This window comes from Maridesulfovibrio sp. (assembly GCF_963676065.1).
In the GTDB taxonomy this organism is placed as follows: Bacteria; Desulfobacterota; Desulfovibrionia; order Desulfovibrionales; family Desulfovibrionaceae; genus Maridesulfovibrio.
The window spans coordinates 169,672-190,606 of the sequence record NZ_OY780933.1; the positions used below are offsets into that span (position 1 = coordinate 169,672).

Annotated in this window: 18 protein-coding genes; 14 read left to right on the forward strand and 4 right to left on the reverse strand. The window is 48.8% G+C overall.

Going from position 1 to position 20,935, the window contains the following annotated elements:
* Positions 1-64 precede the first annotated feature (64 nt).
* Positions 65-1,636, reverse strand: coding sequence for a SidJ-related pseudokinase (locus tag ACKU35_RS00760; protein ID WP_319762173.1), 1,572 nt, complete (start codon positions 1,634-1,636; stop codon positions 65-67).
* Positions 1,637-1,838: 202 nt separating this feature from the next.
* On the opposite strand from ACKU35_RS00760, the gene ACKU35_RS00765 reads away from it, so the two are divergent.
* The 6 genes from ACKU35_RS00765 (at position 1,839) to ACKU35_RS00790 (ending at position 7,074) form a co-directional block, all read left to right on the forward strand.
* Positions 1,839-3,116: a double-cubane-cluster-containing anaerobic reductase gene (locus tag ACKU35_RS00765; RefSeq protein WP_319762175.1), complete on the forward strand. Its 1,278-nt coding sequence runs from the start codon at positions 1,839-1,841 to the stop codon at positions 3,114-3,116.
* A 42-nt stretch (positions 3,117-3,158) separates the two neighbouring features.
* Positions 3,159-3,923: an acyl-CoA dehydratase activase gene (locus ACKU35_RS00770; RefSeq protein ID WP_319762177.1), complete on the forward strand. Its 765-nt coding sequence runs from the start codon at positions 3,159-3,161 to the stop codon at positions 3,921-3,923.
* Positions 3,924-4,031: 108 nt separating this feature from the next.
* A complete protein-coding gene (locus tag ACKU35_RS00775) occupies positions 4,032-5,543 on the forward strand; it encodes a 30S ribosomal protein S1 (protein ID WP_319762179.1) in 1,512 nt (503 codons plus the stop codon).
* A 104-nt stretch (positions 5,544-5,647) separates the two neighbouring features.
* Positions 5,648-5,815, forward strand: a complete 168-nt coding sequence (locus ACKU35_RS00780; protein ID WP_319762181.1) for a hypothetical protein — start codon at positions 5,648-5,650, stop codon at positions 5,813-5,815.
* Between the two features lie 4 nt (positions 5,816-5,819).
* Positions 5,820-6,545 carry a sulfite exporter TauE/SafE family protein gene (locus tag ACKU35_RS00785; protein WP_319762183.1) on the forward strand — a complete coding sequence of 242 codons (726 nt, stop codon included), beginning with the start codon at positions 5,820-5,822 and terminating at the stop codon, positions 6,543-6,545.
* Between the two features lie 28 nt (positions 6,546-6,573).
* Positions 6,574-7,074, forward strand: a complete 501-nt coding sequence (locus ACKU35_RS00790; RefSeq protein WP_319762185.1) for an FxsA family protein — start codon at positions 6,574-6,576, stop codon at positions 7,072-7,074.
* Between the two features lie 72 nt (positions 7,075-7,146).
* On the opposite strand, the gene ACKU35_RS00795 is transcribed toward ACKU35_RS00790, so the two are convergent.
* Positions 7,147-7,869, reverse strand: a complete 723-nt coding sequence (locus tag ACKU35_RS00795) for a septal ring lytic transglycosylase RlpA family protein (protein ID WP_319762187.1) — start codon at positions 7,867-7,869, stop codon at positions 7,147-7,149.
* Positions 7,870-7,978: 109 nt separating this feature from the next.
* Positions 7,979-8,287 carry a hypothetical protein gene (locus ACKU35_RS00800; protein WP_319762189.1) on the reverse strand — a complete coding sequence of 103 codons (309 nt, stop codon included), beginning with the start codon at positions 8,285-8,287 and terminating at the stop codon, positions 7,979-7,981.
* A gap of 39 nt (positions 8,288-8,326) precedes the next feature.
* Here ACKU35_RS00800 and rlmD point away from each other — a divergent pair, with 39 nt between their 5' ends.
* The 4 genes from rlmD (at position 8,327) to ACKU35_RS00820 (ending at position 15,559) form a co-directional block, all read left to right on the forward strand.
* Entirely contained in the window at positions 8,327-9,724 is a 1,398-nt protein-coding gene (gene rlmD / locus ACKU35_RS00805; protein ID WP_319762191.1) for a 23S rRNA (uracil(1939)-C(5))-methyltransferase RlmD, read from the forward strand.
* Between the two features lie 20 nt (positions 9,725-9,744).
* Positions 9,745-13,668 (forward strand): class I adenylate cyclase, encoded by a 3,924-nt coding sequence (locus tag ACKU35_RS00810; protein WP_319762193.1) that lies wholly within the window; start codon positions 9,745-9,747, stop codon positions 13,666-13,668.
* Positions 13,669-13,724: 56 nt separating this feature from the next.
* Positions 13,725-14,969, forward strand: a complete 1,245-nt coding sequence (locus tag ACKU35_RS00815; protein ID WP_319762195.1) for an HD domain-containing protein — start codon at positions 13,725-13,727, stop codon at positions 14,967-14,969.
* 104 nt (positions 14,970-15,073) lie between these two features.
* Positions 15,074-15,559: a CBS domain-containing protein gene (locus ACKU35_RS00820; protein ID WP_319762197.1), complete on the forward strand. Its 486-nt coding sequence runs from the start codon at positions 15,074-15,076 to the stop codon at positions 15,557-15,559.
* A gap of 95 nt (positions 15,560-15,654) precedes the next feature.
* On the opposite strand, the gene ACKU35_RS00825 is transcribed toward ACKU35_RS00820, so the two are convergent.
* Entirely contained in the window at positions 15,655-16,668 is a 1,014-nt protein-coding gene (locus ACKU35_RS00825) for an HD domain-containing phosphohydrolase (RefSeq protein WP_319762199.1), read from the reverse strand.
* Between the two features lie 432 nt (positions 16,669-17,100).
* On the opposite strand from ACKU35_RS00825, the gene mraZ reads away from it, so the two are divergent.
* The 4 genes from mraZ to ACKU35_RS00845 all read left to right on the forward strand — a co-directional run bounded on the left by mraZ (position 17,101) and on the right by ACKU35_RS00845 (position 20,931).
* Complete coding sequence (gene mraZ, locus ACKU35_RS00830; protein WP_319762201.1) at positions 17,101-17,550, forward strand: division/cell wall cluster transcriptional repressor MraZ; 450 nt, start codon at positions 17,101-17,103, stop codon at positions 17,548-17,550.
* Positions 17,551-17,688: 138 nt separating this feature from the next.
* Complete coding sequence (rsmH, locus tag ACKU35_RS00835; protein WP_319765318.1) at positions 17,689-18,663, forward strand: 16S rRNA (cytosine(1402)-N(4))-methyltransferase RsmH; 975 nt, start codon at positions 17,689-17,691, stop codon at positions 18,661-18,663.
* Between the two features lie 6 nt (positions 18,664-18,669).
* Positions 18,670-18,960: a hypothetical protein gene (locus ACKU35_RS00840; RefSeq protein ID WP_319762203.1), complete on the forward strand. Its 291-nt coding sequence runs from the start codon at positions 18,670-18,672 to the stop codon at positions 18,958-18,960.
* Positions 18,961-18,984: 24 nt separating this feature from the next.
* On the forward strand, positions 18,985-20,931 hold the full coding sequence (locus tag ACKU35_RS00845) for a penicillin-binding transpeptidase domain-containing protein (protein WP_319762205.1): 1,947 nt from the start codon (positions 18,985-18,987) through the stop codon (positions 20,929-20,931).
* The last annotated feature ends 4 nt before the right edge of the window (positions 20,932-20,935 follow it).

A 20,935-nucleotide genomic window follows, 5' to 3' on the forward strand; every position in this document is an offset into this window, starting at 1 on the left:
CCAATTATTACACCAAAATAGAACGGGAATAAAGTCTAACAGTATCAAAACAAAAAAACTTCCCCTATCCCCAGCGATCTCCAAGCGCACGCGAAGCAATACAGCATCCCGCAGCCATGGCCGACCATTCGATAATTTCCGGCAATGAAATAGTGCTGTTGAAATCGCCAAGATGCGGCCCGGTAGTCAGGGGAATATCTTCCTTGTTCTTTTCTATGGAATACGCTTTATCCGGGTCCATCCCGCACTTGATGAGATATTTACGGAACTCTCCGTCTTCCAGAATTTCCTGATCCACCACGCGCATGAACTCGAACATGTGGCGATCAACACCCATTTCATTGATCATTTCCTGAACAAGTTCCGGCACATGCAGGTCTATCTCATTGCTGAATTCCTTTCCTGTAAAGCCGTGATAATATTTGTCAAAGCAGTATTTTACAGCCTGTTCAAAAAAATCAGCATCGAAAAGGTGGCGGGCATCGACGGGTGCACCATTGGCATCAAGTCCGCAGGTCTGAGGTTCCTGTGACCGGAACCAGCTGCCCAGCACCAGCAGGATAGACATGAAATGTGAACCAATGGCCCAGTAAAAAGAATCGCACCCCGGCTTAATGACCTGCAAATGCTCAAAATCACGCAGGCCGGATCGTCCAAAATTAGGATAGCGGCAGGAATCCAGCCAGCGATCCAGCCGTCCGAATCTACGCCATTCGTAAACACCTTCATCCGTACGCCGGGTAGCCTGCACCCGGTTATGGAAAAGGGGAATGGGTGCATCGTGTACTATGCCCCGTCCGGCAAGACGCCCCAGCAGGAAGGAATTGCGACCCATTATTTCCAGCATTTCTTCCGCTGAACTCCGTTTATCCACGCGGTCGTCATTGGGATAGACAAAATAGTCACTGTGGGCGTGGTAGCCCATGGCGTAAAGTTCTTCATGCAGGTTCTCAGGAGATCCGGCGGGCAATCCTTCCAGTTTGAAAACCACATGGCCGCCGATGGTATAAGGCTCGGGACAATCAAACCGCACGCCTTCCGGGCCACTCTCATTACGAAGCCTTTCCATCCAGCGTCCTTCAAGATGAAGCCCTTCGGGAGTCTCACCCCGGCGTAGAATTTTTATGGCGAAAATACGCTTATCACCTTCGGCCCGCATAACCGCGCTGCGCCCGGAAAAAACAGGTTTGCCTACAACACCTGCGTTCTTAAGCAGAGTTTCCCACTTCACCGTGGGGGCGAATCCTGAAAAAGGTTCCGGGGGCTCAGGCAGTGCAACTTCAAACGGCAGTACGCCAAGTCCACCGGAAGCCTCCACCGCCGCGTATTTCTTACAGCTGGAAGCGGCCTGAATCTGCAAATGCAGGGCAGAATGCGAGACAGCAGAGTCAGGACAACCGTGACCGATGGCCCCCAAAGTTTTAGCGCATTCCCGGTACAGCAGCTGCGACATGCGCTGGGAACTGTAACGCTGCTCAATCAGCACATCCCAGACAGCATGGACTATCTCGGTATCTGCGCACTGCGGCTCTTTCTGGATCAATGACCGCAGGTTACGGACATCCATATAGGCCGCGCAAAATTCCCGTTCCGGGGTCAATCCCCGCGCATATGCTGTAGCTTCGTTTTTTCTCAAGTTATCCCCCGAAATATTTATGACGAAAGGAGTTATACGAAAGCAGGCGTTAAGGCCAGTACGAGAAACGGAGAACATAGAGTAGATAAATGAATAAATCATCAAGTAATAGATTCTATCAATTTGTCGCCAACATTGAACTAATCTATTCAAGAATAATTCTGAACAACATTTGACAACAATTTATCCGGGAGATTTGATCATGGAACAATCTTCATACACTGAAATGTGGGAAAACCTGAATCTCGACATTGAAGCCCATGAGGGGCTGCTGGAGGTTCTTGGTAAATTCTACGGCGACATTTACATGAGCCAGCAGGGCCGCCTGAAGGGCATGGAATATCTGGACTTCGTGCTTTCAGAAGTTCACGGGCTGCGTATTCAGGAACTGGTAGAGGCTCAAAAGGCCGGCCGCAAAGTAATAGGCACATTCTGTGTTTTCGTACCGGAAGAATTGACTCTCGCTGTTGATGCCATTCAAGTGGGACTCTGCTCCGGTGCTGATGCCGGAACAGAAGCAGCGGAAACAATAGTTCCGCGCAACACCTGCGCCCTGATCAAATCTTTTATCGGTTTCAAGATGGCTAAAATCTGTCCTTACACCGAATCCTGCGACCTGATTATCGGCGAAACCACCTGTGACGGTAAAAAGAAAGCTTACGAAGCGTTCGGCGAAATGGCTCCCATGTATGTAATGGAAGTCCCGCAGCGCAAAGAAGAATCAGACCGCGCACTCTGGAAATCCGAAATACTGCGCTTCAAAGAAAAACTTGAAGAACTGACCGGAAATAAAATCACCGCTGAATCCCTTAAGAAAAGCATCAAAACAGTCAATGATAAACGCCGTGCCCTGCAACGCTTGAACACGCTGCGCGCAGCAGTGCCCACACCGATTTCCGGCCGCGATGTGCTGCTCGTCAATCAGGTAAGTTTTTATGATGATCCGGTCCGCTTTACCAATTCCATCAACGCCCTCTGCGACCAGATTGAAGAACGCATCGCTAAAAACGAAGGCATAGTACCGGACAAGACTCCCCGGCTGATGCTCGCAGGATGTCCCATGGCAGTACCCAACTGGAAACTGCCCTATATTGTGGAAAGCTCCGGCGCTGTAGTTGTATCCGAAGAGTCCTGCATCGGAACCCGCAACAGCCGTGATCTGGTGGATGAATCCGCTGAAACAGTGGAAGAAATGATCGATGCCATCTGTGATCGTTACCTAAAAATCGACTGTGCCTGCTTCACGCCCAATAATGAGCGCATGGAAAACATTACCAAACTGGCTAAAGAGACCAAAGTAGACGGAGTGATCCACTACTCCCTGATGTTCTGCCAGCCCTACACCCACGAGACTTTCAAGGTGGAAAAAGCCCTGACCGAGGCTGAAGTTCCCATGCTGGCAATTGAAACCGATTACAGCATGGAAGATGCCGAGCAGCTCAAGACCCGTGTTGAAGCATTTGTGGAAATGATTTCGTAATATTATAGCCCCCGGTAAACTGCCGGGGGCTACGGAGCACGCATGATAGCAGGAATTGACATCGGATCGAGATCAATGGAGCTGATCTTACTGGACGGCGAAAAGGTAATCGAAAAACGCAAACTGCCGACCACCTTTGATCCATCTTCGCAAATTAAAAAAATACTGGACGGCGTTAAACCCGCCAGCATCGCTGCCACCGGCTACGGACGCAAGCTCGTTACTGAAGAACTTACCGGCTGCGAATGTTTTTCACTGACAGAAATCAAGGCGTATGCACTGGGAGTATCGCACCTTTACCCCGAAGCGCGGACCATTCTGGATATCGGCGGGCAGGATACCAAAGCAATCTCCCTGCTCGGCAAAGGCAAAGTGGCAAAATTTGAAATGAATGACCGCTGCGCTGCCGGGACCGGTAAATTTCTGGAGCATCTGGCTACGGTTTTCCAGATTCCCATTGAAGATTTCGGAGACTATGCACTCGGCGGCAATGAACCGCTCATGATCAACAGCATGTGTACCGTCTTCGCGGAAACCGAAGCTACATCACTAATGGCGCAAGGAAAAAATCCGCGGGACATCGCACTTGGGCTGCATGGCTCCATCGTGCGCAGAACGACAAACATGCTCAGCCGGGTCGGACTCAAAGGAGAATTGGTATTCGCCGGAGGAGTAGCAAACAACCCTTGCGTTATCAGCATGTTAGAAGACTCCATAGATATCAAACCGATTATTCCTGAAGAACCGGATTTCGCAGGAGCGCTCGGCGCAGCCATTCATGGAAATATGCAATTAAAATTATCTTAATAAATCGTTTGAAAATTGTGCCTTTTCCCGTTAGGTTCCCATTGTCTACGGCACTATAAAAATCCTACCTTGCCGGGACCAATTTGCCCTTTCAGGAGAATCAAGAGCATGTCCGAGAAAAACTTGGAAACAACTGGCGAAGAAAACTTTGCCGAACTGTTTGAAGCCTTCCAGTCCGAATCCAACGATAACCTTCAGGTCGGAGACCAGATCAAAGGTACCGTCATTTCCATCACCAAAGACTCTGTCTTCGTAGACACCGGGTCCAAGGTTGACGGAGTTGTCGACCGTGATGAACTGACCGACGAAGAAGGCGGACTGACCGTTAAAGACGGAGATACCGTAGAACTTTACGTTATTTCCATGAACAACAATGAAATCGTCCTTTCCAAAGCCATGTCCGGCGCTGGTGGACTGAATATGCTGCGCGAAGCATATGAAAACAAAGTCCCGGTCGAAGGAAAGGTTGAAGAAACCTGCAAAGGCGGTTTCAGAGTTAAAATGATGCACCGTAAGGTTTTCTGCCCGGTCAGCCAGATCGACTCCACTTTTGTCGAAGACGCTGAAGCTTTCGTTGGCAGCACCCACAATTTTCAGGTCATCAAGTTCGAAGAAAACGGTCGCAACATTGTTGTTTCCAGAAGGGTGCTTCTCGAACAGGAACAGGAAAAAGCCCGCGAACAGTTCATGCAGGACGTCCAGCCTGACGCAGTAATGGAAGGTAAAGTAACCAAACTGATGCCCTTCGGCGCATTTGTTGAGCTTACTCCCGGCGTAGAGGGCATGGTTCACGTTTCTGAACTGAGCTGGTCCCGTTCCGCAAAACCCGAAGACATCGTCCAGCCCGGTGATGAAATTACCGTACGCATCCTTTCCATGGAGCCGCGTAAAGACGGTAAGGGTCTCAAAATCGGCCTTTCCCTTAAACAGCTTCAGGCTGACCCCTGGGATGAAATCGGCGACAAATTCAAAGCCGGCGACAAGATCAACGGAACTGTTGTTCGCTGTGCCGACTTCGGTGCTTTCGTTGAAATCGCTCCCGGTATCGAAGGTCTGGTCCACATTTCCGAAATGAGCTACACCAAGCGCGTCCACAAACCGGAAGATGAAGTCTCCCCCGGTCAGGAAGTTGCTGTCATGGTTAAAGATATCGACCCGGTAAAACGCCGCATCAGCCTTTCCATGAAAGACGCTGCAGGTGATCCGTGGATGGATATGGAAGATACCTTTAAAGTCGGTCAGGAAGTTGAAGGAACCGTTGAGAACCGCGCTGAATTCGGTATCTTTATCAACCTCGCCCCCGGCATCACCGGTCTGCTGCCCATGTCACGCATCACCCGCTCCGGCAAACAGGCTGAACTTGAAGCTCTCAAACCCGGTGACAAGGTGACCATCTCCATCGAAGAGATTAACCCCACAGACCGCAAGGTTACTCTCACCGCAGGTGAAGCGAAAAAAGAATCCGGCGACAGCGACTGGAAAGAATACGCCAAATCAGCTCCCAAAAAGCCCGCACCACGCAAATCAGCTCCCAAATCTACCTCCACCTCAGGTGGTACCGGTGGTTTCGGCGGCCTGCTCGGTGACAAGCTTCAGGAAGCCATGAAAAATAAAAAATAATTATCAAAACGGCCGGGCATTCCTTAGTAGTGCCCGGCCTTTTTTTTTACATGAACAACAACTCAATCATTTGTTGGAAAGACTGCTGAACAGGATTCAAGGAGGTGAGTTCACGCCTTCAGAATCTTGAGCCCGGTATGACCGTAAAAGTTGAAATCCGTAAAGACCAGCGCTCCAACATTGATATAATATGTAGGGTTAGGAAATCTGAAATTATTGCTGAAGATAATATTCCGGAGAACCTAACCATGCTCACCCTGCGCAAAAGATAAAATCATGTCACCTTTCCTGCTTGTACCTGCAATTTTCCTCCTCGCAGGCCTTCTCCAAGGTCTTACCGGATTTGGTTCCGCTCTGATAGCCATGCCTTTACTCGCTTTCATTCTCAATATTAAAACAGCGGTAGCGGTCTGCACTCTTTGCGCAGTCATCATCAACCTGAGAATGTGCTGCAACCTGCGCTCGAACATGGATTCGCGCAAAATCATGCCACTAATTATTGGCAGCATTCCCGGAACAATTTTCGGAACCATCGCCCTGAAGGAAGTGGACGGGCACCTCATAACTTTTTTCCTCGGATTCCTGGTGGCCGGGTACGCTGGCTACTCCCTGCTGGTAAGACCCATCATTCTAAAGCTGAATCCGGTCTGGGGATATATTTCCGGATTCCTGACCGGAGCTATAGCCGCGTCTGTCAGCGCAGGGGGACCGCCCACAATTATTTACTCATCCCTCATGGGCTGGAGAAAAGAAGACTTCAAGGCCACACTCTCGGGATTCTTTCTGGTTTCTGCCGCAATGGCGGCTCTGGGACATCTGATCAGTGGACTCACAACACTCTATGCCTTCCAGCTCTTCCTTGTATCCCTGTTACCGGTTCTGGCGGGAGTCTTTTTCGGACACAGGCTTGCAGGAAAGGTCTCGGAAGACCTTTACAAAAGAATAATCATGATCCTGCTTGTCTTCATGGGAATCATGCTTATTTTCCAAAGCACGGGTTAAGATATTTAAGAACGGGAGTTTGTTTTTTATGTTCGCTAAAATTTTTCTGGGTTTTGTTCTTATTCCTCTGATCGACCTCTACATTCTGGTACAGATCGGCTCAAAAATCGGCACACTGAATGCCATCGCTCTTTGTCTACTGACAGCTTTTGTGGGTGCGGCCCTTGCTAAATCACAAGGCGTGGCCACCATGCAGAAGGTGCAAGAAAATCTGAATAAAGGCATCATGCCCGCCGAAGATATCCTCGACGCGGTGCTGATCTTTCTGGCGGGTCTGGTTCTGCTGACCCCCGGATTCATGACCGATATATTCGGCCTGCTCATCCTTTTCCCGGTCACACGCGGATATTTCAAGCGAATGCTCAGGGCTCAATTTGAGAACATGAAAAACAACCCGAATATTCATGTAGTCCACCACAATTCAGAATTCACGGCATGGACCAATCAGGATCAACCCAGGCAAAGAATTGATCATGACATCATTGATGTTGAGGTCGAAGACAACAAGAATGATAAGCCTTTAAAATAAAATATACCCCCAAAATAAAGAATCCCGCGACACATCGTGCCGCGGGATTCTTTATTTGAAAATAAAAAAAAGTCAGTCCTGAATAACATCAGCCAGTATAAAAGAACCGGGGAAACCTTTTCCCAACGAGAGATGCTCTTTCCGGGCACTATCCAATGTCTTGTACATACCAAGCTGGACCTTGAATATCTGGGCGCTGTCAGTGACCACGCGGACGATGCGTGTGTTATGAAAGCCGGATTTGTTAAGCCTTTCAACAAGGCGGTCGGCATTGGTCTTAACCTTGTATGCCCCGGCCTGAATATAAAACGCGCCGTAAAGATTCTTATGCACACCGGCCGGAACAGACGTCGTGATTTGAGTTTCCGGTTCCGGGCGATAGGGTTCAATAAGCACCTTGGCCTTGCCGGAATCAATGAAGCCAAGCTTCCGGGCAGCGGCGCGGGAAAGATCGATGATGCGTTCCGGCACAAAGGGACCCCGATCATTGATGGTTACAGCAACCGTCTTTTTATTGCCGAGGTTGGTAACATTAACCTTTACTCCCAGCGGCAGATAGTTATGGGCAGCGGTCATTTTTTCCATATCATATGGCTCACCACTGGCAGTCAGCTTTCCCTGAAAGCTCTCCCCGTACCATGAAGCCACGCCTGTTTCTTTATAATCAGCGGGAATCACGATTGTTTCGTATGTAGAAGAAACTACATCCGTTTTGTTCTGAGCTTCATCCTGCGCAAAGGAAGGGACCGCAATCACAACCAACAAAAGCTGCCACAAAATAAAATATTTGATCATTAATCTCTCCTGCCCAATTTAGTACAATGCATGTTACCTTTATGCAGATTTCGGGTCGGTGGCAAGCTTTCCCCTTGGAAATGAAGTAAAAAATAATAACTGTAGTCCTCTACAGCTTCTTCATTTCGCGACGGTGCTTTTCCTCGTTATACTCGCCCAGCTCATACATACGGATTTTATTACTTCGCGGAAATTCCCTTTTAAACAATGTTTTTAATAGCTTTTTCATGCCCTTCAATGCGGACAGGTGCTCAATTGTTTCATAACCGTCTTCGTAAATAATATATTCATGGGTCCGAACGTGCAAAATTAACAGGGAACGGTTGCGTTTGTAAGTCCGCAGGTCTATGCAGTGGCCCACAGGGAGTTTTTTTAACTTCCGCAAAACCGATTCAAGTGCTGTTGCCTTATCAATCATAGACCGGAACCTACAGCGGTCAAAGGAGAACTGTCAAATATGAGTAGTGAAACCAAGCCCATCCAGAAGGGCGATACTGTTGAGACCGTAATCGAATCACTGGCCTTCGGGGGAAGGGGTATCGGTCGGTATGAAGGATTGACCCTTTTTGTGGAAGGAGTCGTTCCGGGTCAGACAGTTCTTTGCGAGATAACCAAGCTCAAAAAAAGATTCGCTGAAGCCAGACGGAGCGAAGTAATCAATCATGCTGAGGCAGAAAAGACTCCGGCATGCGAATATTTCGGAACCTGCGGAGGGTGCCTGCATCAGGATATGAATTACGAGGCTCAGGTCTACTGGAAAGGCCGGCAGGTCTGCGAAACCCTGCAACGCATCGGCAAAATCCCGGAAAACACACCGGGCATGGACGATAAAGCTCAGCCTTCACCTCTGGAATACGGGTACCGCAACAAGATGGAATTTTCATTTCACGGCATCGGCGATTCCCTCAAGCTCGGATTCAAGCTGCGCGGTTCAGAAAGGGAAGTGCTGAATATAGACAGCTGTCCCCTGCTCCCTGAACAATGTGCCGGCCTGCCGAAGATGGTCCGGGATTACTGCGCCGGCACCGGGATAGGCAGCTACCTTCACAACCGCGGTGGATACTGGCGCAAACTGGTCGTCCGTTTCTCACATCATAGCGGGGAAATGATGGTTCACCTCATCACAGCTCCGGCCAAATCACACCATGCAATCAAAGGGCTGGGTAAACTTCTTTCCGAGAACTTTCCGCAACTGAAAAGTTTCGCGCACTCTACCCGCAAAGGACGCGCTGACCTCGCCACTGGTGAAAGACTTATTTCCGTTACCGGGCAGGAGTACATAACCGAAAAGCTGTCCCGCGCTGATGGTACTGCGATCAATTACCGCATCACCCCCAACGCGTTCTTCCAGACAAATTCCAAGGGTGCGGAAAAACTATACCGCAAGAGCGTTGAGCTGGCTGATCCAAAGCCGGACGATGTGGTCTGGGATCTTTTCTGCGGCTCTGGCGGAATCGGACTTTTCATGGCCGGGGATGTGAAAGAAATGATCGGCATCGAAGTTTCTGCTGAGTCGGTCGAATCAGCCAAGGAAAACGCCAAGCTGAACGGACTGGACAATACGCGCTATATTGTAGGCAACCTTGCTTCCGCAAAAGGGCTTCCAGCCGATCTGACCAGGCCGAACATCATCATTGTCGATCCGCCGCGTTCTGGGGTTCCCGAGCAGTCTCTGCAAAAAATTATTGAGCTGGGAACTGAAAAGATTCTCTATATTTCCTGCAACCCCGCAACACTTGCCCGGGATATAGCAAAAATGGAAGGAAGATACCGGCTTGAACGCTTTGCTGCGGTTGATATGTTTCCTCATACCGCGCATATAGAATCCATCGCGTTGTTGACGAAAACGGGCTAATCAGGTCAGAATATTCGTATATGGTTAAGACAGGAACAAACGACACCCTGCTGGATGAACTCCGCAGACTGACTCTTTATCCTCCCGAAGAACGGCAGCTGGCTGAATTGCGCCTCAAAATCGAAGGTAAATTCAGTGATTCGCATAATCCTCCGGATGGACTGGAATCAGCAAAATACTCTATGCTTTTTTTCGGGATGGCCCGAAAAGCCATAGAACAGGAAGCGGAACAGGGCGGTAAAATATCCTTTGCACCGGAGCCAACAGACACCACTGTGGCTATCTGTCTTGACAACCTTGCTCTAATGGGCCCCTGCGGCAGGAATATGGCTGCCATTCTTCTCTGCAATAAACTGCTACCGTTTTCACGGGTTAAAGGCTGGTTTGCCGAGCAGCAGGACAAAATTGCCATTGCAGTAGCCGACCGCATGACGGTGATACATTGCGCGGATATGCCGGAACGGATCAGATTCGCACAATCAGTACTGGAACGTGCGTCTAAATTAGACCTGCATAAATCAATAGATTTCTTCGCCCGCAACGGAACCCGCAAGGGACAGCTTTCCTTCAGTTCACTGGGAAGATTCATGTCCGGTAAGTATGGAAAAACCTGCCGTGAAAAGCTGCGCTGCCCGGAGAGTCTTGAAGAAATAACCCTCTGCACCGAATCCATGCCTCCTTATCCCGATAAGGAAATGCTCAAAGATATTTCATTCCACCTGAAAACCATGGACCCGATCATCATGGAAAAGGTGCTCCGGGCAGTAATCAGATTTGCCGATGAAATAGATGATGAGCTGCTGAAAGAAATCCGACAACTTACCGGTTCCGCATCTCTGCCACTGGCCAAAGCGGCATTGGACGCCCTGATCAAATTCGGAGGTATCGGACGGGGAAAAATCTTCGCTCAGACTTTTAATGATTCTCCCAAAATCAGGGCAGAAATCATTAATCGGGTTCCACTGCTGAGCAGTGATAATTTTTCCCGCTTCATGAACGGGATTTCAAATGTCTTCCATGATCCTGTGCTGGCGATGCTTTATTCCACCATCAGTGAAGAAGATCCGCAATGTTTCGGCAATACTCTCAGCAACCTGCTGAAACATTCCCGCAGCAAAAAGAAAAACGACCTCAAACCCTTACTGGCCGAAATACTTGCCAGGGGCAGCTTTGAAGAACCTCTCAGGCCGGAAATACCTGAAGCCAAAAAAGTTCCGGGCGTGGATTTTATCAAACAGGGCGGGCCCATCATGCTCAATATTGAGCAGAAAAAGGAACACCAGACAGGGTTCAAACGAATATTCGGCCAGTCGCAAACTCAATCCGACGGACTTCCAGATATCTTTACCGACGGCCAGATTACCAACCAGCGACTGCATAAACTAAACAAAAGGAAAAGCCTCTGCCGGGGACTGACTTTCCAGAACTGTACCTTTACAGCCTGCGAATTCAGGGAATCCCTTATGGAGGAATGTCTTTTCAAGGGGTGCAGTTTTGAGGCCTGCACATTTGCCGACGCTGTTTTTCTGGAAAGCGAATTCAAAGACTGTTCGTTTAGCGGATGTTCGCTGAATAAAATCACATTTTATGACTGCTCCCTGAAAAATTGTACTTTCGAGACCTCACATCTCGATTACGCTACAACCTTTTTGAGCACTTTTAAAAAATGTCGTTTTGAAGCTGTCGCGGCTTCGGGAGCCTATTTCTGCCGAACCAACTTTTCAGTTACAACCTTCAGACTCTGCGATTTCCGGGAGACCCTGTTTTACAAAAACAAAATAAATGGTTGTGATTTCTTTTTCTCCGATTTTGCCACAGCCCTGTTCAGGGACGGAATTTTCAGCTGCTCAGACTTTCAGGAATGCAGCACAATTCACTGCCGGGCCATGAACATGCTGACCGAATCACCGGAATTGCTCAAGGCCATGATCCGGACCTTCAGCACGCGACTGGATAAACGGGAAAGACGCAAAGAAAAATCGACCGGATTCGGAAAAATTAATGAATACAGCAAGGACATCCTCGGCAAAACAATTAAACGCTGGTTCGCCCTCAAGGATATTGACCGCAACTACGCAAACTTCGCAGCGAATAACAAACGCAGGCTGGAATGGGCCGCAGCCAAACTTGACAGCAAAAAGAGGGAACTGCTGCAAATAATACCTGCCCTGCTGCACACCAACATTTTTGAAGTCAATTCAGGTTTGGATCTTAACGGTATAAGCTCCAGAATAAACGGCTATGAACTGACTCTGCAGACTGCGGAAGTTCTGAGAAATTTTTTCCCGGAAACGCCTTATAAAGCAGGCGGCAGAGACTCCATTCCCATTGAATCTTTCATGTCCATCGGCAGTACCGGAACGATCGCCCAAACCCGTGATTCAGACCTCGACTGCTGGGTCTGTTGTAACTTCAAGGGTAAGCCATCCGAAAGCCGTGAAAAACTGGCCGAAAAGTTCAAACACATCGAAGAATGGTCCATGAAGGAATTCGGGCTGGAACTTCATTTTTTCATCATGGACATCAGAGAAATTCGCAACAACCAGTTCGGCTTAAGTGATGAAGAAAGTTCCGGTTCCGCACAAAGTGCAATCCTGAAAGAAGAATTTTATCGCACTGCGCTGCTGCTGGCCGGCAAACCTCCGCTGTGGTGGTTTACCCCGCCGGAAGCCCGGGATCAGGTATACGAAGCAGGCAAAAAACGTGTTGCACTGTTGAAGGGGAAAAATTTCTGTGTAGATCTCGGCAATGTTCCCGATATTCCGGTGGAAGAATTTTTTGGTGCCTCTCTCTGGCAGATTGTCAAAGGGATAAAAAGCCCCTTCAAGGCCATTATGAAATTCGGACTGCTGGAATTATACACATCAGACAGTAAATATTCGCTACTCTGCGAAAAGCTGAAAGAAAATGTCCGGCAAGGAACCTATCACATCCACCGGGTTGATCCATACATGCTCCTTTACCGCGAACTTGCTGTTTTTTTTGCTCTGCAAAACAACAAGAAATATGTATGGCTTACGGCTATGGCACTGCGTTTAAAATGCGGTCTGGTAGGCGAAAACGGGATTGAAAAAGTCCCGACACGTCCGGAAGAGATGGAATTGGTTAAATTCTCCGAAAATCTATCCGGAGAAGCACCGGAAGGAACGGTACACGGATTCAAGGACCTTTCCGATTTCAGTTCCGTGGTAAGGCTGGGCAAACAGATAAACCAGTTTATGGTAAATACCTACATGAAGGTCCGCGGCGAACAGGATAAATTTCCCGGAGTTGCCATAACCCCCGAAGACCTTACCCGACTGGGCAGGGTGATTTTCTCGATCTTCGCCAAACGTAAAAATAAAATACTCAGGCTTTCACTGCCCGGACCCAGAACCCATTTTTTCAATTCCATCAATATTTCCAGAAGAGACAAAGGAAAGATCTGGGACATTCATGGAGAATATCCGGACGATTCAGGCTCCAGAAAAGTCATGGCTGCGATAGAATCCGGGCCGGACCTCAACTGTATGTTGGTCTGGCTGGCCTTGAACGGGCTGTACAACCATGACATGCAGGTCAAAACCGACATCAGTTCCGGCCCCCTGCGGGAGAGAGAAATCAAAAAGCTCTTCAGCGATCTGATGCATTTCTTTCCACCTCAAAAGACCTTCAGCGTGGCCTTGGAAGAAACCCTGAATGCGGAACGCATAATCAAAGGATTTTTTATATTGAATCTCTGCGTTCCACCGGAGATCACAAAGGTGCAGGAAGCGCACTTTGTATACAGCACCAACTGGGGAGAAGTTTTCTGCAAACCGCTCAAGGTGGATATAAAACTGGTCGAGACACCGGAAAATTACCTGAAAGAAAACATGGGAGCGCTTTGCGACGGAGAAATCGTGCTGGGGCAATTTGTACCGCATAATTCCGCATGCCCGCTGCTCAAAATTCCGGTAAAATAATTTTCCCCCAGAGACTATAAAACCGGATAAACATACTGCCTGAAGGACATACTTAAATGCCGATAATTCGTAAAAGCCTGCTGCAACTCATTTTTTCCGGCTCATTCATGAAAAGATGGAACGATAAACTCAGGCCCATGGAATTGGTGGAGGTAGACAAGCAGGCTCATAAGATGATCGCCGCATGGGTTCTATTTGTGCTCAACAGTGAGCATCTTGAGCTGCAGGACCGTATCAAACTCGGCAATGATATAGTAGAGGGCGGGATATTTGAATACCTCTTCCGCATAGTCATCACCGATATCAAACCTCCGGTGTTCTACCGCATCAAGGAAAATCCCGAACATTACCGCAAACTTTCCAAATGGGTCCTAAAGCAGCTTCGCCCAAGACTGATGCCTCTCGGTAAAGAATTCTGGGAACGGCTGACCGAATACCACCTGAATAATGATGAAACCTCTCTGGACCGGAAAATCCTCGAAGCCTCTCACATGTACGCCAGCTACTCTGAATTCAAGCTTCTCAAACACCTCAATCAGCCCGACGATGAACTGGACGGGATTGAACGAAATTTCATAGACCGTCTTGAAAGTTTTTCCCACCTGAAAGGGGTAAGCGCCCTGCTGCATTCGGAATCAACCCCGCTAGGCCGTTTTGCCGACCTCTGCGGACGGCTACGATTCCAGACCCGCTGGTCACAGACCCCGCGCATACCGGAAACTTCCGTACTGGGACATGTTTTCATCGTGGCCACTTTTGCATGGTTTTTCAGCCTCGAAAAAGGGGCCTGCCCACTGAGAAGGCAGAACAATTTTTTCACCGGGCTGTTTCACGATATACCGGAACTGCTGACCAGAGATATAATCTCACCGGTTAAAAAATCCGATCCTACTATAGGAGAATTGATCCGCGAATACGAAGAGCAGGAAATGGAAAGCAGGATCATGGCTCCCCTTAAGGAGAACGGATACGATCAAATCGCGGACAGGCTGGGCTATTTTCTCGGAGTAGAAACCGGCTCGGAATTCGATGCTACGGCAAAAGTCGGCGGCTGTGCCAAAAAAATATCAACAGAAGAACTTGATGCCCGTTACAATGACGATTCCTACGACCCCAAAGACGGGGAACTTCTCAAGCTGTGCGATCATCTGGCCGCTTTTATGGAGGCATACAATGCCATGCAAAACGGGATGACCTCTCCGCATCTGCATCAGGCATACTGGCGCATAAGCCAAAGTTACATGGAAGATCCAGTAGTGGCAGGCATTCATATCGGCCCTCTGCTGGCTGATTTTGAATAATCCGCCTTTGCGTGAAATTACAAAATGTGCTTTAAATACTGCAACGATTACAAACTTACTTTGTTCAACCACAAACGATAACAGGACTTCAGAAGGAGATTTCAATGCTGCTAAGAAAACGCGCATGGGACATAATGAATGAAGATTTTTCCACGATCGATGAGTCTGCAAGCCTTTCCGAGGCAATACGAACACTCAGAGACAGCATGAAGGAAGCCCCGGAAAATCAAATAGTGGTAGTGAAGAAAAAGAACGGATCTCTTCGCGGTGTTGTCTCCATCTGGACCATGCTCAAAGCCGTTGAAGATATGGTCCTCAAAGATGAAGACCTGAGCCTGACCGAAGAAGCGGACTGGGATCGAGCTTTTAAAAGAGCCGGAACAGCCTGCTGCTCAGCTTCCCTTGATGGCCACATTGAAGAAAATCTGACAGTTCTCAAACCCACCGACCCGATGCTGGTAGTACTTGAAATTTTCCGCAAGAAAAAGCGTACATGGGCGCTGGTTCAAGAAGGAGGAAACATCATCGGTGTGGTTCACCTGAACGATGTATACCGTGAAGTAACCAGAGATCTGGTTCAGCAGTTTTAATTATTCCATCTCCGTTACTCTGCCGGACGCATTGAAAATCAGCCCTCTCTCCATGATGGAAAGAGGGCTGATTTTTTATTTACTATGGAATAAATTTATTTTTTTAACGTCAGTGCCCAAGCCTGGATATTTTTGGTCACTTCCGGATCGTAGCCCTTTTCCTGCGCTAGAACAGTCGCGGCCTTGAGCGGATCAAGCGCCTCAGCGTGAGGACGTTTGCTGATCATCGCACAGTAGGAATCAATGGCGGCAATCAATCGGCCCAGTTTACTTATATCACGACCGGACTTCCGCTGGGGATAACCTTTTCCGGTAAGCCGTTCGTGATGCTCAAGCACACAAGATTCTATTTCCTTATACTTGAGATCAAGCTTGCTGAGCATCTCATAACCGAGCATTGGATGCTTATCCACTTTCTGCCGCTCATCTGTAGTAAGCGGTTTTGGTTTCTCGCGTATAAATAGGGGTATCTTGGTCATCCCCAAATCATGTAGAAAAAAACCTGCCGTCAACCTGTTGAAATGGTTACGATTGACATCTCCGCTGGAGAAGGCTTCAGACTTCATGCGAATAAAAATATTCAGCGCAAGAATACCGCAGTTCACGCTGTGCTGACCGAGAGTGTGCTCCTTATGCAGTCTTTTTGCTAGAGCCTTGATGCGGAAAGGATCGTTCCAGAGATATTCCGTCAGAACCATCAGGTCGTCCCAGAGCTTTTCCATTACCGCGGCCACGGGCTGGTCTAGAAACTCACTTATCCGCATGGTCAGGGCTTCCAGAAAAATATCCGCAATCTCGCTTTCCTTGAGATTCCGGTCAATGAGGACAAGATCCAGCTGATAGGAAATGTGTTTCACGTATACCGGATGATCCTTACGGGATACAAAAATGAGCCCCTCTTTGACCAGTCCAGCCAACTGCTCGATCTGCTCTTTGGTCAGCCGACCTCCCACCTTGTAGAAGGTTGTGATTCTGGCGATATCTTCCTTAAACATGAAAATATCCAACGGAGGTCTGAACTTATTGAAACTCTGAAGGATATCGGGACTGATCTGGTAATATTCTTCATTCAACCCCTCAGGAACATCCATTCTACCTTTTGCATGCATACTTAAACCACACCCTATCAATTATAAACGATTGGAACAGTTAGACTAAATGAGTAGAAGTCCGTAAAAGCACAAAATCCCCATCCTACGTACAAAACAGCTAAAAACAGCGTCTGAAAATACTCAGAATCATAGTTTTCAAATTTTCTATAGCACTCATATTCCTGTTCGTGAAGCCTGTGCCTCACAGGTTACAATTTTTATCCATTTTTTTTAAAAAAAACATAAACTTTTTTTCCCCTTTTCTTAATTCTTTCTAAGGTCCGTATATATAAGCTTTTAGATGTAGCAAAATCTGTCTCGAGCATTGAAAACAGCTTATTTGGGACCCTATTATTTTATAAAGGGGTCTTGACTTTTTAGCCATTTTCACACACAGGTGGTGAGACGGGGGGAATTGGTGGTAAATCTGTGTGATTGAGTGGTAAAAAAATGAAGTTTAGAGGTCATGCACATAGAAGCATGGATGCCAAAGGCAGACTGATGCTTACGCCGGATTACCGGGATCAGGTTTATTCTGACTCCCCGGAAGGCTGTGTGACCTTGACTATTTTCGAAGGAAATATAGTCGGCTTCACTCCACCGGATTGGATGGTACTTGAAGAAAAGCTCACCAGCATCAAGAGCCCCAGCCGGAAACTCAGGAATTTCATCCGAATAATCATATCAGGTTCCGAAGAAGTCTACCTTGATAAACAGGGTAGAATCACCATTCCCTCCTATCTGCGGAAAAGCGGCAAACTGGACAAGGACGTAGTCCTTGCCGGAGTCGGCGACAGATTTGAAATCTGGGACAAGCGGGAATACGAATCCCTGCTTGAACAGGATTTCGACGATGTCTCAGACGAACTGGCTGAATGCGGAGTCGAACTCCCGTTCTAGCCTTTACTGCTGTTCCGCCCCACTTGGCACACGCATCTACAGATTTTTAAAACTTGATTTTCAAGGCCGTCACAGGTTCATCCCGACTCCCCCCAGAGTTATGATTTGATACCGACAACTGTTTTGGATCAGGAAATTATGGAAAGCAAGAAATTAAAGCCTGAACAGGTTCACACTTCCGTTCTGCTGAATGAGGTCATCGATTGGCTGGCTCCTAAACCGGGAGGCCGCTATCTTGATGGCACCCTCGGCATGGCCGGTCATTCCAGTGCAATTCTCAAAGCCGCCGGTTCGGGGGCTGAACTGGCAGGACTGGACCGTGACGAGCAGGCGCTCGAACTGGCAGGAGAACGTCTGGCCCCTTTTAATGGGCAGGCGCACAGGTTTCACCTTGCTTTCAGTAAGTTTGAAGCAGCCCTGAACGAACTGGGCTGGGATACTATTGATGGAGTAGTACTCGATCTCGGTGTGTCTTCCCTGCATCTGGATCATGCAGAACGCGGATTCAGCTTCATAAAAGATGGACCGCTGGATATGCGCATGGACCCGGCAGGAGGTATGCCGCCGGCTTCTTCCATTGTTAACAAAGGTTCTTACTCCGACCTGAACAGAATTCTGAAGCTTTACGGCGAAGAACCTCTGGCCTCCAAGATCACTAAAGCGATCATTGCGGCACGGGAAGAAAAAAAGATTACAACCACCCTGCAACTGGCCTCTATTGTTGAGAAAGCTTATCCGGCCAAACGTAGAGCCCTGTCCCGGACTCATCCGGCGACTAAAACTTTTCAGGGATTGCGCATTGCCGTGAACTCCGAACTGGAAGAACTGCAAACCTTCCTCAACAGGATTCCGGAAAGACTGAATCCCGGTGCAAGGGTCGCGATAATTTCCTTCCACTCGCTGGAAGACCGTATCGTAAAAAAGACATTCAAAGCCCAATCGCAGGGCTGCGATTGTCCGCCCATGCAGCCTATGTGCACCTGCGGAAAGACCAAGTTGATGAATGTGTTGACCAGAAAACCGATTCTGCCCACAGAGCAGGAAATGGAGGTTAACACCCGAAGCCGCAGTGCCAAACTCCGGGTGGCAGAAAGGACCGGGGAGGAGGGGTAACAGGCCATGAAAGGTGATTCCAAAGGAATAGCCATGGCCCTGACCCTGACCATGGGATCGGCACTCATACTGGGGCTGGTCTCGGTCTGGCTGAACATCGAGCGGGTCGACAAGGCTTACGACTTAAGGCGCATGGAAAAAAGACTCGATGAACAGGAATCTCTGGCCGCAAAGCTGGAGGTAGAAAGAAACAATCTGCTCTCACCCATAAGGTTGAGGGAGTTGGCAAAAGAATACGGTTTCGGTCCGGCCTCGCAAGGGCAGATAAGAAGACCCGCCAAGAAGGCGAAACCATAGCATAAAAACAGGGAGCCCGAAGCAATGGCTAAAAGGAAAAAAGAAAGCCTGAAGGCGAGCAGGACCAAGCTGCTCTTCGTCATGGTCCTTTTTGCCCTTGTATGGACAGGTCTCTTGGGCAGGGCGGCATGGCTGCAACTGTACAAGGGAGCTGATTTGTCGCGCATGGTCTCCCGTCAGCACCTCGCAGCGGAACTGGAACGCGGGGAACGCGGTTCCATCTATGACCGCAACGGTAATCTGCTGGCAACCAGTGTGGAAGCTTCGTCCGTATATATCCGCCCGGTCAAAGTCACCGACGTGGACGGCACGGCTTATAAGCTTTCCAAGATTCTCGGCATCTCAAAAGCGAAATTGAGGAAGAAACTTTCCAGAAAGTCGAACTTCATATGGATCAAACGGCAAATCAACGACCGAATTGCCCAGAAGATTAAAAAGGCCGAAATGCCGGGCGTATATCTGACCACGGAATACGTCAGACTTTATCCCAACAACTACCTTGCAGGTCAGCTGCTTGGTTTTTCAGGGATCGACGGCAAGGGGCTTGAAGGGCTTGAAAAAGAATTTAATGACCGTCTCGCAGGACGCAAGGCACAGTTCGTTGTGCAGCGCGACGCATCCGGTCGCAGGTTGTATCTCGATGCCATGGGTCGGGAGATGGACGTCCGAGGCAAGGACATCCACCTGACCCTTGATTCACAGTTGCAGTCAATCACTGAAAATGCGCTGGCTGAAGCTGTGAAAAAATATAACGGCCAATGGGGATCGGCCATAGTAGTTGAAGTCGCCAGCGGCGATATTCTGGCCATGGCCAACTGCCCGCGCTTCAACCCGAATATTTTCCGCACCAGTTCTCCGAGTATTTGGAGAAACCGTGCGGCTCTTGACGTTGTAGAACCGGGATCAACCTTTAAACCGTTTCTCATGGCTGCGGCCCTTGAACATAAGGTTGTAACCCCGGAAAAGCTCTTTGACTGCGAAAACGGACGCTGGAAAATCAACGGTAAATACATCAAGGACACCCATAAAGAAGGGTGGCTCCCAGTACATAAAATCCTGCGATACTCCAGCAACATAGGTTGTGCCAAGATCGGGCTGGAACTGGGCGTGCAGAACTATCACAAGTTCATCAGCGACCTAGGTTTCGGACATAGAACTGGCCTGCCTATCCCCGGCGACCGCAAAGGACTGGTCCACCCGGCCGCCAAATGGAATGATATCGACCTTGCTGCCGGTTCATTCGGGCAGGGAATCGGTGTAACCACCGTACAGATGGCTAAGGCCTACCTGACCCTTGCCAATAAAGGGGTTGAAAAGCCGCTTAGATTGGTGCAATACCCCCGCTCCGAGCAGGAAGAAAAGCCCAAGCGGATCTTCAGCGCAGAGGTAGCCGAGAAGGTACTCTCCATGATGCGCGAAGTAGTGCAGGAAGACGGTACCGGACGCAAAGCCCGCATAAGCGGGACCACCGTGGCCGGAAAAACCGGAACGGCCCAGAAAGCACATAAACAAGGCGGATACGGAACCGAATACATAGCCTCGTTTGTGGCACTGGTTCCGGGCTACAACCCGGATTACATTGTTTATATGATGGTCGATGATCCTAAACCGAACCATTACGGAAGCACAGTTGTGGCTCCGGCGGTTAAGGAAATCATGACCCAGACTCTTGCCTACTACGGCAAGCTGCCCGAACACCGTAAGCCGACACCGCTTATGGCTGCGGGAAATAACTACACCGCAATGCCCAAAAAAGCGTTGCGGGCTACGCCTGCAAAAATGACCGCCGCAGGTGATGAAGTCCCGGATCTGAAAGGAATGCCCATCCGCAGGGCAATTGAAATATTGGTTCAGAAAGGATTCGTCCCCAAACTGAAAGGTCAGGGGATGACCGTAACTAAACAGCTGCCCTCCGCAGGTGAGAAATGGCCTGAGGACAAAAAAGCTGAAATGGTACTCTGGGTCTCTTAATTGA